This window comes from Streptomyces sp. NPDC007095 (genome assembly GCF_040634475.1).
Classification (GTDB): Bacteria; Actinomycetota; Actinomycetes; order Streptomycetales; family Streptomycetaceae; genus Streptomyces.
The window spans coordinates 17,538-32,151 of the sequence record NZ_JBEYFS010000132.1 but is presented as its reverse complement, the minus strand read 5'-3'; the positions used below and the strand labels follow the sequence as shown (position 1 = coordinate 32,151).

Here is a 14,614-nt window from a genome sequence, read left to right as displayed (position 1 = left end):
GGCGCGTCACGGCATCCGCGTCGTTGCTCTGGCGCGTCACGGCATCCGCGTCGTTGCTCTGGCGCGTTACGGCATCCGCGTCGTTGCTCTGGCGCGTTACGGCATCCGCGTCGTTGCTCTGGCGCGTTACGGCATCCGCGGCGCGGGGCCCGTGCTGCGGCGTACGACGAGCCGGACCGGCTCGATGTGATCGATCCGGGGCCTCGCCGAACCGTCGATGCGAGACAGCAGCAGCTGGAGCGAACGTCGGCCTGTCGCGGCGAAGTCGGTACGCACGGTCGTCAGCGGGGGCAGCATGTGGGCGGCCTCGGGGATGTCGTCGTAGCCGACGACGCTGACGTCGTGCGGAACGCGCCGCCCGGCCTCGTGCAGGGCGCGCAGCACGCCGAGCGCCATCTGGTCGTTGGAGGCGAACACCGCCGTGACCTCGGCAAGCCCGGCCAGCCGGCGGCCCAGCGCGTACCCGGAGTCCGCGCTCCAGTCGCCGATGAGCGGCTCGGGGACGTCGGCCCCCGCCGCCCGAAGGGTGTCGCGCCACGCCTCCAGGCGGCGCTCGGCGGACAGCCAGCCCGTGGGGCCCGCGATGTGGTGAACCGTGCCGTGGCCGAGCTCGAGCAGGTGCTCGGTGGCCTGGCGCGCCCCGTCGCGGGAGTCCGCGGTGACGTAGGACGCGTCGTCCCCGAGGTCGTTCTCCAGGACCATCAGGGGGACGTCGAGCGCCGCCTCCGCCAGAGCCCTGCCCACCCAGCGCTGCGGTGCGATGGCGAGCAGACCGTCCGCCCCCTCGGCCGACAGCGTGTGCACGGCGCGCACCAGGGTGTCCCGGTCGGCCGTGTCGAGGGCGATGGAGCTGACCAGATAACCGGCCTCCTGGGCGGCCGAGTTGATCGCGGTCAGGATGGAGGCGGGCCCGTAGCGCGCCGCGTCGAACGAGATCACCCCGAGCATCCGCGTCCTGCCACTGGCCAGGGAACGCGCGCTGCGGCTCGGCCGGTAGCCGAGCGTGCGCATGGCGGTCACGACCGCCTCCCGGGTCTCGGGCCGCACCGCGGGACTGTCGTTGAGCACCCGGGAGACCGTCTGTTTCGAGACACCGGCCAGCCGGGCCACGTCGTCCATCACCGGGCGCGCCCCCGCGAAGCTGCGCCGGCTGCGTCCCTTGGGGCCCTCGGTTCCCTGGGGGACGGCGCCGTCCGTGGCACCTCGGGTCATGGGGGCGCGTCCTCCGACGTCTCGGCGGTGGTCTGTCCCGATCCGCCCGGCAGGCCCACAGGATAGGCCCGCCGGGCCCGCCTCTCCTTCGTCAGCCCGCCCGGACCGCCCAGGCGCGGCTGGTCCCCCACTCGACGCGCCACACCGCCGCCCGTCCCGTGACGTCACCCGCCCGCTCGGGCAGATACACCGGAGCGTCGGCGGCCAGGGGCAGTAACAGCAGCCGCAGCCCATGGTTGCGCGGGGCCGCCGCGGGGAGCCGGTCCAGGCCGATGTCCCAGACGCGTCCGGAGAAGAACTGGTCGGCGACGAGGGTGTCTCCGACGTACGCGCGGGCCACGTCGCCGGTCCAGTGGACGCGCAGGACGGTGCCGGACGGCCGGTGCGGGAGGTCGTCCGGCAGCTTGACGTGGTACTCGGCCGCGGAGACGGCGAAGTGTTCGTCCGCCGGGGCGCTCGCCCGGCCCAGGGGACCGGTCGCGGTCTTGGGTGGCGGGCCCGCGGGGCGCACGAGGGTGGCGGCGGGCGCGATGTCCCCGTCGGCCCATTCCTCGGTCGTCCAGCGGGTGAACACGCCGTCGGCCGTCGCCGACAGGGGTGCCCCGGCCACCGTCAACGGCCGTGCGGGCGTGGGCAGTACGGCGAAGGAGGGTCGCGACGCGGAGCTGTGCACGCGCAGTTCGTCCTGGTCGAAAACGACACTGTCCGGGGAGAGGACCAGCCGCTCGGCGCCCCATGCCGTACCCCGGTAGGCGGTGCGCGCGGTGGTGGCGTCGAGGACGAGCAGGCCCGTGTCGTTCCCGTCCGCGGTCCTCACCTGGACGAGGGCGTCGGTGCCGGGACGCAGACCGGTGATCAGAACACGGCCGTCGGCCTTGTCGACCGCTCCGGAGGGCGTGTCGACGGACGTGACCGTGCCCGCGTCCAGGGCGAGTTCGACCGGAACGCCGTCGGTGGCGGCCAGCACCAGGACCGTACGCCCGTCGTCCTGGACCCGGCACACCGGCTGGGCGGTGGCCCAGTCGAGCCGTAGACCGGCGACGTTCAGACGCAGCGGCCAGCAGAAGTACGCGCCGGTCGGGACGGTGATCGGGGCGCTGGGCAACGTCAGAGCGGGAGCGTCGGGAAAGTCGACCGTGAAGCTTGTGGCGGGGTGGGCCGGCAGTGGTTCGTGCGGCTGGTGGTTGTTGACGAACAGGAAGCCGGAGGTGCCGTCGCCGCGCACGGCCCAGCGCAGGGTGTCCCGGTCGGACTGGGAGGCGGGCTGCCGCTCGGGAAGGACGGACTCCATGGGGGCGATCAGGTCGCCGAAGTCGGCCAGCAGCAGGTGCTGGAGGCGCAGTGCGTGGTACGAGGGCCGGACCTGGCCGTACTCGCCCAGCGGTGCCTGGAAGTCGTAGGTGAGGACGGGCAGGTCGTTGGGGTAGCCGGTGGCGTGGGACTCCTGGAGGGCGGTGAGTTCACCGGCCGGGTTCGTACCGCCGTGGAACATGTAGTAGCCCTGCCAGACCGAACCGCAGCCGATCTTGGTGAGGCCGAGCGCGCCGATGTCGTCGGGCTCGACGCGCGGCCTGCGGTGGTAGGCGACGGCCATGCCGCCGCCGAGCTCGCAGGTGGCCCAGGGAAAGCGGTCCGTGGGCGCGGGGTCGCCGCCGCGTACGGTCGTCGGGCGCAGGTCGGCGCCGATGCCCTCGTCGTCGCGCTGATGGGTGAAGAAGAAGTGCTTGCGGCAGGTGTCCGGCCAGCCGCCGTCAGCCTCCGTCCAGAACGTCTCGGTGTAGCCGCCGTACAGCGGAAGCAGTTCGTCGGGCGGCAGTTGGACCCCGCCCCAGGCCGTGGACGTCCACAGCGGCGCGCGCAGGCCCGCCTCCTGGGCCATCCGCTTCAGGGTGAGGAGGTGGCCGGGCTGGTCGTAGAGCTCGTTCTCGATCTGGATCGCGACGATCGGACCGCCGTGTGCCCGGTCGAGTCCGCGCAGCTGTTCCGCGATCGCCGTGAACCAGCCGCGTACGGGTTCCAGATAGGCGGGGTCGTCCGTGCGGGGCGCGCGGGTGCGGGCGAGCAGCCAGTCCGGGAAGCCGCCGTTGCGGACCTCCGCGTGGCACCAGGGGCCGATGCGCGGGATGAAGTCCAGGCCGTGCCGGGCGCACAACTCGGCGAAGCGCCGCAGATCGCGGTCGCCGTCGAAGCGGACGCGGCCCTCGATCTCCTCGTGGTGGATCCAGATGACGTAACTGGCGACGACGGTGACCCCGCCCGCCTTCATCTTCAGCAGCTCCTCCTCCCAGTCCCGTGCCGGGTAGCGCGCGTAGTGGAACTCGCCGGAGACCGGGAACCAGGGGCGGCCACCGCGCGTGAGGTAGCGGCTGGTCACCTCGATGGGGTCGGGCGCCCCCGGGGCGTCGGCGAAGGGGAGATGGCCGGTCAGGGGCGGTGCGGCGGGCGCTGGGACGCGCAGGAGATGCGGCATCGGGACTTCTCCGGTCCGGGTTGGGGGGAGGGCGTCGACTTCGTGCGGGTGCGGGTGCGGGTGCGGTGCAATCCGGTGCGGGCGCGATGGGTGCGTTCGCCCGTTCCCGTTCTCGTTCTCGACCTGGGCTTGGGAGCGTTCCCAGACCCAGTGATGTTATCGGTAACATGGCGCGCGTCAAGGGACTTTGGGGCGATGGCGGAACGGCCCCGGAACGCCGTGGTCCGCGTCACCGCCTGACCTCCCGCGGGCCGGGCGACGCCCTCGGAAACACCGGGGCCAAATGGCGTTCCGCCTGTTCCGGAGGCGTTCACGGCGAGGCCACGCCCGTGTCCCCGCGGCCTGGCTGAGTGGTTCCAGCAAGTGAATCGCTCGGAGGCACCGGAGGGTCGCCCCATGGCCGGAACCGAACCCGTATCCGCCGCCGTCAACCGTCGTCGATTTCTGCTCGCCTCAGGCGCCACGGCAGCGGCCGGCGTCGCCGGTACCAGCGCGGGGGCGCTCCTGCCGCGCCAGCGCCGGCACCCCGCCGTCGAGCCCGCCGCACGGAGCGTCGTCCAGCGGCCGCCCCGCAGCACCCCGCGGGCGGCGCCGTACGCCGTGACCACCCTGGAGACGACGGCCCGCCTCGGCGGCAGCCCCCACACCGGCACCTACCGGCGGCTGGTCTCTGGCCCCGGCTGGCCCCTGGTCGTCCGTAAGGAGCTCGCCACGCCCGGCGCCGGGCGTCAAAACCGGCGCACCCCGCTCGCGTGCTTCGTACAGTTCACCGACCTCCATCTCGCCGACGTACAGAACCCGCTGCGCACCGAGTTCCTGCGCTCGCGCGGAGCCTCGTCGTGGCGGGCGCAGGAGGCGCTGACGGTGGCCGGGGCGGTCGTGCTCGTCGAGCAGGTGAACGCGCTCGGCGGAGGGCCGAACACGAGGCTGCGCCCCGCCTTCGTGATGACGACGGGCGACAACGTCGACAACAACTCCGCGATCGAGCTGGAGTGGTTCCTGACCGTGATGAGCGGCGGCCGGATCACGCCGAACACCGGCGACCCGCGGGCGTACGAAGGCGCCCAGAACTCCGGTCTCCCCCTGTACTGGCACCCCGGGGACCCCCACCTGCGCGATCTGGACAAGCGGCGCGGGCTGCCCCTGATCCCCGGTTTCCTCGACGCGGCCACCCGCCCGATCACCAGCCCGGGGCTGCGCATCCCCTGGTACTCCACGGTCGGCAACCACGACGATCTGCCCGGCGGTTGTCTGTCGCCCGCGCTGAACGACTTCGCCGTCGGCTCCCGCAAACTGCTGTCGGTACCCGCCGCGGACGCGGCCGCCTACGCCAAGGCGCTCGGGTCGGGCGACGATCCGAAGAGCGAGGTGCTCAAGGCGATCCTGACGAGGAACGCGGCCTCGGCGCGGACCGTGACCGCCGACGAGCGGCGCCGGCTGTGCACCCCGCACGACTATCTGGCCGCCCATCTCGACCCCGCCCACGCCGGTGCCGGTCCGGTCGGCCACGGCTACACCCAGGACAACCTGGACGGCGAGCGGATGTACTACTCCTTCAAGGTGGCCGAGAACGTCCTCGGCATCAGCATCGACACGACGTACCGCAGCGGCCACTACGAGGGTTCACTCGGCAGCGACCAACTCCGCTGGCTGGAAAGGACCCTGGCCGCGCACAGCTCCCGGTCCTACGACACGGACGGCCGGCTCGTCCGCAACACCGGGGCCGACGACGCCCACATCCTGGTCTTCAGCCACCACCACAGCCCCAGCATGACCCGCCGTCCCGACGCCGCCCGCACGGACGAGCCGCGTCACGACGGAGCCGAGGTCATCGCCCTGCTCAGCCGGTTCCCGAACGTGGTGGCCTGGATCAACGGCCACAGTCACGTCAACCGGATCACGCCGCACCCGCACGCGACGCCCGCCCGCTCGTTCTGGGAGGTCAACACCGCTTCCCACGTGGACTATCCGCACCACGCCCGGCTGATCGAGCTGACCGACAACGGGGACGGGACGGTGTCCTTGTTCACCACTCTCGTCGAGTCCGCCGCGCCGCACCGCACCGCCCCGGACTTCGACGACCTGTCGGCGGTGGGACTCGCCTCCCTGTACCGGGAAGTGGCCTACAACGCTCCGGGCCTTGCCGAGAGCATGAAGGGCGGCGTCCAGGAGGGCTGGGCGGGCGGTGCCGGGGACCGCAACGCGGAACTGGTGGTGGCGGGCGGGCCGGCGGCGGCGTAAACCGTCCTTGCCGTGATTCCTTCGGTTGTTGTCGGGGTGCCGGCGGTTCCTGTTCATTTCATTGACACGAGTCACCGGCGGTCATAGTTTTCGCGCCGTACCCGTGCTGTGTGACGGCGTGTCATGTTCGGGCTGGGGCCTGGTGTGTTCAAGGGCCGAACGTGGGCGTTGTCGTCGGCGCGCGTACCTGCGGTTCACGACGACGTGCCCGCGCACCGAAGGAGTGACGGCTCATGTCCCACACCTTTTCCCGGCGTTCGACCCTGCGTCTGCTGGGCGGCGCCATCGCGGTCGCCGCGGCGGCCACCACCGCCACCGGCCCCGTTCCGCTCGCCCGGGCGGAGTCCAGATCCGGCGCCGGCCCCCGCGTAGAGGGTTTGATAGTCAAACTTACTCTCGATGAGAAGATCTCCCTGCTGCACGGCGCCACCGACCCCGCCTCGCTCGGCCAGGCCGGGTACACACCCGGAGTACCCCGCCTCGGCATCCCCCCGCTCCGTCTCGCCGACGGCCCCGCCGGAGTCCGCGTCACCCGGCACGCCACCGCCCTGCCCGCCCCGGTGCTTCTCGCCTCCGCCTTCGACCCCGGCCTGGCCCGCCGCTACGGGCAGGTCATCGGACGCGAGGGCCGCGCCCTCGGCCAGGACGTGCTGCTCTCCCCGATGGTCAACCTCGTCCGCACCCCGTACGCGGGCCGCAACTTCGAGACCTTCAGCGAGGACCCGCTGCTCGCCGGCGACCTGGTCGCGGCCGAGATCCGCGGCATCCAGGGCGAGGGCCTCATCGCGACCGTCAAGCACTTCGCGCTGAACAACCAGGAGCAGGACCGCATGTCCATCGACGTGCGGGTCGACGAGCAGACCATGCACGAGGTCGAACTGCGCGGCTTCGAGGCGGCCGTCGCCGCCCGCACCGGCGCGGTCATGGGGGCGTACAACAAGGTCAACGGCACCTTCGCCTGCGAGAACAAGACGCTCCTCACCGACATCCTGCGCGAGCGGTGGGGCTTCGGCGGCTGGGTGATGACCGACTGGTTCGCGGCCCACAGCACCGTCACCGCCCTCACCGCGGGCCTCGACATGGAGATGCCGGACGGTACGTACTTCGGGGCCGCCCTGAAGACGGCCGTGCAGAGCGGCGCCGTGGCCGAGTCCTACGTCGACCGGGCCGTACGCCGCGTCCTCGCCGTGATGGACCGCTTCGGGCTGCTCGACGGCAGCGTTCCGCCCCGTCCCGCCCGCGACCCGAAGGCGGGCGCGGCCGTCGCCCTGGAGGTCGCCAAGGCGGGCGCGACGCTCCTGCGCAACAAGCGCCACGCACTGCCCCTGACCGGCGCCGCCGCCCGCAGCATCGCCGTCGTCGGCCCCACCGGCTCCCTGCCGTTCGTCAGCGGCGGCGGCAGCGCGCACGTAGTCCCGGACCACGCCGACAGCCCGCTCGACGCCATCCGCTCCCGCGCGGGAGGCGGCGCCCGGGTGTCGTACGCGCTCGGCGAGGACCTCTTCGGCAAGGCCATCCCGAGCGCGGCGCTGACCTCGGGCATCGACACCGAGGGCCAGAACGTCCCCGCCGGAGGTGCCTGGACGTACACGGGGACGCTCACCGTCGCGGACGCCGACGAGTGGACCTTCGTCATCCACTACTCGGGCATCCGGCCCACGGTGCTCGTCGACGGCGTCGAACTCTTCCCGCCGCTGCCCGGCTACGGCGAGTACTTCAGCGGCGGTCTGGTCTCCGTGGCGCCCGACGGACTCGCCGTCCGCCGCAAGGCCCTCGGCCTCGCGAAGGGCAAGCACCAGGTCTCCATCACCGCCCAGGGCGCCGACACGGGACAACTCTTCCGGCTGCGGCGAGTCACCGGGGCGACCCGCGCCCAGGACGTCGCCGAGGCTGTGGACGCCGCGCGCGCCGCCCACAGCGTCGTCCTCTTCGCCTACGAGGACGCCACCGAGGGCCTGGACCGCGGCACCCTCGCGCTGCCCGGCAACCAGGAGCAGCTGATCAAGGCCGTCGCGGCGGCCAACCCCCGGACGGCCGTCGTCCTCAACACCTCCTCCTCGACCTCGATGCCCTGGCTGGACGACACGGCCGCCGTGCTCCAGATGTACTACCCGGGCCAGGAGGGCGCGGCCGCCACCGCCGCCGTCCTGTTCGGCGACTGCGATCCCGGCGGCCGGCTCACCCAGTCCTTCGCGGTCGACGACGTCCACCACCCGGTCGCCGGCGACCCGCACCGCTACCCCGGCGTGAACGGCACCGAGGAGTACTCGGAGGGGATCCATGTGGGCTACCGCTGGTACGACGCGCAGGGCGTGCGCCCGCTGTTCCCCTTCGGGCACGGACTCTCGTACACCTCGTTCGCGTACGAGGACCTGCGGGTCCGGGGGAGCGAGGTCGGCTTCACCGTGCGCAACACGGGGCGGCGCGAAGGCGTCGAGGTGGCGCAGGTCTACCTGGGGCCGTCGCCCGATCTCCGGCTCGACCAGGCCGTACGAGTGCTGGCCGGGTACCGGCGGCTCGTGCTGCGGGCGGGGGAGCGGCGACGGGTGACGGTGCGCCTCGACCGGCGCACGCTGTCGTCCTGGGACGCCGGGCGGCACGACTGGGTCCTCGGCACCGGGCGGCGCGCGGTATGGGTGGGGTCGTCGTCGCGGGACCTGCGGCTGCGCGGCAGTGTGGAGGTGGGCGCGTGAACTGGGGGCGGATCGTCCGATCCGGCCGCCTGCGCACACTGCTGGTGGGGGCGACGGTCTTCGCCGCCGCGCTCGTCGCACCGGCCCCGACCCCGGCGCACGCCGCGCAGGGCCCGACCGTCGTACGCACCGCCGCCGGCCTGGTCCGGGGCGAAGTCACCGCCGAGGGACGCCAGTTCCTCGGCATCCCGTACGCACAGCCGCCCGTCGGCGCTCTCCGCTGGAGGAACCCGGAGCCGGTCGCACCCTGGCGCGGTGTGCGCACCGTACGGGACTTCGGCAACCGGTGTGTGCAGACGGCCAGTTGGGACCCCGGCTACGAGCGGCCCAGTCACACCGAGGACTGCCTCGACCTCAATGTGTACGTCCCCGAAGGCGCCGGAAGCCGGCCGGTGATGGTCTGGCTGCACGGCGGCGGGCTCACCGCGGGCGCGGGCGAGGACATCGTGCCCGACACCTTCGCCCGGCAGACCGGCACGGTCGTCGTGACCGTCAACTACCGCCTCGGCGCCATGGGATTCCTCGCCACGGCCGGCCTGGACGGCGAGACGCGCGACGGGGTCTCGGGCAACTTCGGCATGCTCGACCAACAGGCCGCACTGCGCTGGGTGCGCGCCGACATAGGCCGCTTCGGCGGCGATCCGGGCCGCGTCACCGTCGCGGGCGAGTCGGCGGGCGGCCGCTCGGTCTGCACCCAGCTGGCCTCTCCGGCCTCGAAGGGCCTGTACCGGGCGGGGATCGTCGAGAGCGGCGCGTACGGGAACTGCGCGGCGCGCACCCACGAGGCGGCCGTGGCCGCAGGCGCGGCCTTCGCACGGAAGGTGGGCTGCGCCGATCTGTCGGCGGCGTGTCTGCGCGGCAAGTCGTCCGCGGAGATCCTCGCCGCCCAGGGCGGATTCGACTGGGGGCCCGTCGTGGGCGGCGCGTTCCTGCCGGTACAGCCCTTCGAGGCGTACGCGAAGGGGGCCGCGGCCCGGGTCCCCGTACTGAACGGGGCGAACGAGGACGAGGGGCGGCTGTTCGCGTTCGCCCGGTTCGACAACGCCGGCACCCCGCTCACCGCCGAGCGGTACCCGGCGGTCGTGAAGGAGGCCTGGGGCACCGATCCGGGCGAGCGGGTGCTCGAGCGCTACCCGCTCGACGGTTACCCGTCGCCGACTCTCGCCTACGCCACCGCCTTCGGTGACTACCTAATGGCGTGTCCGGCGCTGCGGCTCGACGCGGTGCTCGCCGGACGCGGGCCCGTGTACGCGTACGAGTTCGCCGACCGCACCTCGCCGCCGTTCGCCTCGCTGCGCGATCTCCACACGGGCTTCGGCTTCGGGGCGACCCATGTGAACGAGGTGCAGTACCTCTTCAAGCATTTCGGGCTCACCACGCCGCTGAACGCGGAGCAGCGGGTGCTGTCGCGGCAGATGATCCAGTACTGGGGGTCCTTCGTCAGGGGCGGGGTGCCGCGTGCCGACGGGCAGCCCGCGATGCCCGGCGGAGCAGGTCCGGTGCTCTCGCTGCGGACCGCCTCCCGGGGCGGAAACGTGGTGAGCACGACCGTCCACCGGGAGCATCGGTGCGACCTGTGGGACGCCGCCGCGCAAGGCTGAGCGGTAGGCTTCCCGGCGTGCGCCCGTCGTCGCGGGCGCACGCCGGGAAGTGTGCGATTCGGGAGGAACCGGCGTTGGACGTCCAGCATTGGCTCGAGACGGTGCCCGCGGTCAGCATCTACGCGCTGGTGGCCCTGGTCATCGGCCTGGAGAGCCTGGGCATCCCGTTGCCCGGCGAGATCATCCTGGTCTCGGCGGCGCTGTTGTCCTCACAGCACTCGGGCATCAACCCCGTCATCCTCGGGGCGTGCGCCAGCATCGGCGCGATCGTCGGCGACTCCATCGGCTATGCCATCGGCCGCAAGGGCGGGCGCCCCCTGCTGGCCTGGCTGGGCGCGAAATTCCCCAAGCACTTCAGCGAGGGGCACGTCGCGACCGCCGAACGGTCCTTCCAGAAGTGGGGCATGTGGGCCGTCTTCTTCGGCCGGTTCATCGCGCTGCTGCGGATCTTCGCGGGGCCGCTCGCGGGTGTGCTGAAGATGCCGTACTGGAAGTTCCTGATCGCCAATGTGCTGGGCGGGATCATCTGGGCCGGGGGCACCACCGCGGTCATCTACTACGTGGGTGTCGTCGCCGAGTCCTGGCTGAAGCGGTTCTCGTGGGTCGGGCTCGTGGTGGCCGTGCTCATCGGGCTTGCCTCGATGCTGATCGTGAAGCGCAAGGCGAAGAAGGCGGCGGCGGAGATCGAGACGGGGGAGCGGGAGCCGGTGACGGCTCCCGAGTAGTTTTCGTTTCGGGTGCGTGCGGGCGGTGTGTGGCTGGGCGCGCCCGCGCGGCGGAGCCGCACAGTGACACGGCCCCGCGCCCTGCGGGGCGCCCCTCAGCCTCCGTGTGCCTGCTTGTGCGTCTTTGCCAGGTCCACGTAGAAGGTGCCGTTCAGGGTGAGGCCCTGGCGTTCCTCCTCCGTCAGGGGGCGCTTGACCTTGGCTGGGACTCCGGCCACCAGGGAGCCCGGCGGGACCTGCATCCCCTGGGGGACCAGGGCCTGAGCCGCCACCAGGGAGCCGGCGCCGATCACCGCGCCGTTGAGGACCGTGGCGCCCATGCCGATCAGGCAGTCGTCCTCGACCGTCGCGCCGTGCAGCACGGCGTTGTGGCCGACCGAGACACGCTCGCCGACCGTGATCGGGAAGCCCGGGTCGACGTGGAGAGTGCAGTTGTCCTGGATGTTGGTGTCGGCGCCGATGACGATCGGACCGAAGTCGGCGCGCAGTACCGCGCCGTACCAGACGCTCGCGCCCGCGTGCAGGGTGACGTCCCCGATCACCACGGACATCGGTGCCGTGAACGCCTCCGGGTCAACCCGCGGGTCCTTGCCGCCGATCCCCATGATCAGCGCCTGCTGCGTCATCAGCGTCTCCTCGTCGTCGTCGGTACAGCGGCACCGTATGCCATCGCTCCCGGCCCCGGTGGGGCGAAGATCACAGCGGTGATCTCTGCTTGGCCCAGGTCGCCCTGAGTACGGTGAGCGGGTGCCCAGCAACAGGAACGTGTTCTCATCATGGCGGCGCCGCCTCGCGCAGCGCGCCGTCCACGCGGGCTGGGCCTGGGTGCAGCGCACGGGTTCGGTGACGGCCGAGCACCCGGGACGGCTGCGCTTCGGCGCGATGGGAACGGGTACCAGACTCGCCTTCCCGCTCGGCACCGTCTTCGGTGAGCCCTGGATCCATCTCGGCGCCCACTGCATCGTCGGCGAACAGGTCACCCTCACCGCCGGTCTGATGCCCGACCTCGACCTCGGCGCCGACCCGATCCTGCGCGTCGGCGACGGTGTCGTGCTCGGTCGCGGCAGCCACGTCATCGCCGACACGACGGTCACGATCGGCAGCGACTGCTACTTCGGGCCGTATGTGTATGTGACGTCCACGAACCACTCGTACGACGATCCGCACGTGCCCATCGGCAAGCAGTGGCCCCGGATGGAGCCGGTGGAGATCGGATCCGGCTGCTGGATCGGCACCGGGGCGGTGATCCTGCCGGGGGCGCGGATCGGGCGGAACGTCGTGGTGGCGGCCGGTGCGGTGGTGCGCGGCGCGGTGCCGGACCACTCGGTCGTGGCGGGGGCTCCCGCCCGGGTCGTACGGCGCTGGGACGCGGTCGACGGCTGGCAGCCGCCGCTGCGGACGCCCGCGCCGGTCCCGATTCCCGACGGGGTGACACCGGAGCAACTGCTCGCGCTGTCGGAGCTGGACGAGGAGACCGTGGAGCGGCTGGCGGAGCTGGACGCCGAGTCGTCCTGAAGCCGGTCGGGACTGATCAGCCGGTGGCCAGCAGTACCGTGCCGACCAGTGCCAGGCCCGCGCCCGCCGCCTGGATTCCGCGCAGCCGTTCGCTGAGGAAGCCGCGTGCGGCCAGGGCCGTGACCACCGGATAGAGCGAGGCGAGGACGGCGGCCACCGTGACCGGGCCGTGCTGGGCGGCGACGGAGTACGTGCCGTTCGCCGCGACGTCCGCGAGGCCGACGAAGGCGAGCGCGGGCAGGGAGGGCCAGGGGAAGCCGCCCTCGGGGAGGGCGGCGGCGCCGCGTCGCACGGAGACGAGGAGCGCCGCGCCACCGGTGGCGACGTTGGTCAGGCGCTGCACGAACAGTGCGAGGAACAGCCCGGTCACCGACGAGGACGCCTCCGCGATCAGCACGAACACCGTGCCGAAGCCGAGCGCGGCGATCAGCGTGAGGAGGACCGCCTGCCGCTGCACGGGGGCGCCTCTCAACTGGGGCCCGCCGGCGAGGGCGACGCCCACGACGGCGACCGCGATGCCCGCCACCTGCGTCGGCCCGGGGCGCTCCCCGAGGAAGAGTCCCACGGTGATGGGGACGGCAACGGCCAGGGAGCCGAGCGGGGAGACGACGCCCATCGGGCCCAGGGCGAGCGCCTTGTAGAAGGAGAGCAGCGCGACGGGTCCCACGAGTCCCGCGGCGAACGCGAACCACAGCTGCGGTCCCGCCGCGCTCCAGCCGCCGGTCACGACCACGATCGCGCCCAGTACCGCCGCCGCGATCGACTGCGAGACGACAACCACGGTGAGCGCGGGCGTACGCCGGGTCAGCAGCCCTCCGCCGAAGTCGGCCAGGCCCCACAGGAGGCTGGTGGCCAGAGCGAAGATCGCTGTCATGGGTCGCCTCGCAGTACAGTTCAGTGAACGATCAGGTGCACCACAGCATAGTTCATTCTATTGAACTCTGTAATCTAGAATATTGGACGCAGACTATTGGACGGAATGTGTCGGATCTCGACCTGCTGACCCAGTCGCTGGCGCGCAACGTCAAGCGCTGGCGCACCGAGCGCGGCTTCACCCTGGACGTGCTCGCCGGCCGCGCCGGAGTCAGCCGCGGGATGCTCATCCAGATCGAGCAGGCCAGGACCAACCCCAGCATCGGTACCGTCGTGAAGATCGGTGACGCGCTCGGCGTCAGCATCACGACCCTCCTCGACTACGAGCAGGGCCCCAAGGTCCGGATCGTCCCGGCCGAGCAGGCCGTACGGCTGTGGCACACGGACGCGGGCAGCTACAACCGCCTTCTCGCGGGCACCGAGGCGCCCGGACCGCTGGAGATGTGGGACTGGCGGCTGATGCCGGGCGACGGCAGTCCCTCGGACCCGCACCCCACGGGAACGGTCGAACTCGTCCATGTCATGGCGGGCGAACTCACCCTCAGCGTCGACGGGACCGACTACCGCGTCCCCGAGGGCGCGAGCGTGTCGTTCGAGGCCAACACCCCCCATACGTACGCCAACCAGGGCGACGTGCCGGTGGAGATGGTCATGGCGGTGTCGGTCCCGTTCGTGCACTGAGACACCCGTCAGGGCGGACCGGAGCGGCTGTTAGCGTGCCGTCATGCGCGCTCCCATCGGACACTTCGACCACGCCACGGCCGCCCCCGACTGCCTCGACGAGCTCACCCGCCCGGTCGCGGACGGCGTACGCCACTGGCGCGGGACCGTCCCCGCCGACCAGATCGTGTACGTCGACACGGACCCCGAGTGGGCCGACACCGCGACCTTCGTCGAGCACTACGGCAAGGAACTGCTGGACCAGTCCGCCAACTGCGTGGTCGTCGCGGGCAAACGCGGCGGCGAGACCACGCTCGCCGCGTGCGTGGTCCTCTCCGCCACCCGGGTCGACGTCAACGGTGCCGTCCGCCGCCAACTCGGCGCCCGCAAGGCCTCGTTCGCCCCGATGGACACCGCCACCGGCGAGAGCGGCATGGAGTACGGCGGAATCACCCCGATCGGGCTGCCGGGCGACTGGCCGGTGCTGGTGGACCCGGCGGTCGTCGAGCTGCCGTACGTCCTGGTGGGCAGCGGCCGGCGGCGCGGGAAGCTGCTGGTACCGGGCAAGGCGTTCGCCGAACTGCCGAACGCGGTGGTGCTGGAGGGGCTGGGCATCGCCTGACC

Annotated in this window: 12 protein-coding genes; 8 read left to right on the top strand and 4 right to left on the bottom strand. The window is 72.2% G+C overall.

Features of this window, described 5'->3' with window-relative positions; translation table 11 throughout:
* The coding region (locus ABZ656_RS35730) for a hypothetical protein (RefSeq protein WP_360273607.1) at positions 1–190 on the top strand (190 nt) is incomplete at its 5' end.
* Here the strand turns inward: ABZ656_RS35730 and ABZ656_RS35725 are convergent.
* Together ABZ656_RS35725 and ABZ656_RS35720 are read right to left on the bottom strand one after the other, a co-directional pair.
* Positions 127–1,212, bottom strand: coding sequence for a LacI family DNA-binding transcriptional regulator (locus ABZ656_RS35725; protein ID WP_101407919.1), 1,086 nt, complete (start codon positions 1,210–1,212; stop codon positions 127–129). The two genes, ABZ656_RS35730 and ABZ656_RS35725, sit on opposite strands and share 64 nt — an antisense overlap.
* A 91-nt stretch (positions 1,213–1,303) precedes the next feature.
* The gene (locus ABZ656_RS35720) at positions 1,304–3,682 is read right to left on the bottom strand and encodes a beta-galactosidase (RefSeq protein ID WP_101407918.1); all 2,379 of its coding nucleotides are present in this window, start codon (positions 3,680–3,682) and stop codon (positions 1,304–1,306) included.
* 396 nt (positions 3,683–4,078) lie between these two features.
* Between ABZ656_RS35720 and ABZ656_RS35715 the strand changes: the two genes are divergently transcribed.
* The 4 genes from ABZ656_RS35715 to ABZ656_RS35700 all read left to right on the top strand — a co-directional run bounded on the left by ABZ656_RS35715 (position 4,079) and on the right by ABZ656_RS35700 (position 10,942).
* The gene (locus ABZ656_RS35715; protein ID WP_360273603.1) at positions 4,079–5,923 is read left to right on the top strand and encodes a TIGR03767 family metallophosphoesterase; all 1,845 of its coding nucleotides are present in this window, start codon (positions 4,079–4,081) and stop codon (positions 5,921–5,923) included.
* A gap of 233 nt (positions 5,924–6,156) precedes the next feature.
* Complete coding sequence (locus ABZ656_RS35710) at positions 6,157–8,616, top strand: glycoside hydrolase family 3 C-terminal domain-containing protein (protein WP_360273600.1); 2,460 nt, start codon at positions 6,157–6,159, stop codon at positions 8,614–8,616.
* Positions 8,613–10,217, top strand: coding sequence for a carboxylesterase family protein (locus ABZ656_RS35705; protein WP_360273597.1), 1,605 nt, complete (start codon positions 8,613–8,615; stop codon positions 10,215–10,217). Before ABZ656_RS35710 ends, ABZ656_RS35705 begins: the two co-directional genes overlap by 4 nt.
* A 74-nt stretch (positions 10,218–10,291) precedes the next feature.
* Complete coding sequence (locus ABZ656_RS35700; protein ID WP_101407915.1) at positions 10,292–10,942, top strand: DedA family protein; 651 nt, start codon at positions 10,292–10,294, stop codon at positions 10,940–10,942.
* 95 nt (positions 10,943–11,037) lie between these two features.
* Here ABZ656_RS35700 and ABZ656_RS35695 read toward each other — a convergent pair whose 3' ends face one another.
* Complete coding sequence (locus ABZ656_RS35695; protein WP_101407914.1) at positions 11,038–11,568, bottom strand: gamma carbonic anhydrase family protein; 531 nt, start codon at positions 11,566–11,568, stop codon at positions 11,038–11,040.
* 121 nt (positions 11,569–11,689) lie between these two features.
* Here ABZ656_RS35695 and ABZ656_RS35690 point away from each other — a divergent pair, with 121 nt between their 5' ends.
* Positions 11,690–12,457 (top strand): acyltransferase, encoded by a 768-nt coding sequence (locus tag ABZ656_RS35690; protein WP_101407913.1) that lies wholly within the window; start codon positions 11,690–11,692, stop codon positions 12,455–12,457.
* A gap of 16 nt (positions 12,458–12,473) precedes the next feature.
* Here ABZ656_RS35690 and ABZ656_RS35685 read toward each other — a convergent pair whose 3' ends face one another.
* Positions 12,474–13,331, bottom strand: coding sequence for a DMT family transporter (locus tag ABZ656_RS35685; RefSeq protein WP_101407912.1), 858 nt, complete (start codon positions 13,329–13,331; stop codon positions 12,474–12,476).
* Positions 13,332–13,438: 107 nt separating this feature from the next.
* Here ABZ656_RS35685 and ABZ656_RS35680 point away from each other — a divergent pair, with 107 nt between their 5' ends.
* Together ABZ656_RS35680 and ABZ656_RS35675 are read left to right on the top strand one after the other, a co-directional pair.
* A complete protein-coding gene (locus tag ABZ656_RS35680) occupies positions 13,439–14,011 on the top strand; it encodes an XRE family transcriptional regulator (RefSeq protein ID WP_101407911.1) in 573 nt (190 codons plus the stop codon).
* Positions 14,012–14,054: 43 nt separating this feature from the next.
* Positions 14,055–14,612, top strand: a complete 558-nt coding sequence (locus tag ABZ656_RS35675) for a YbaK/EbsC family protein (RefSeq protein ID WP_101407910.1) — start codon at positions 14,055–14,057, stop codon at positions 14,610–14,612.
* Positions 14,613–14,614 lie beyond the last annotated feature (2 nt).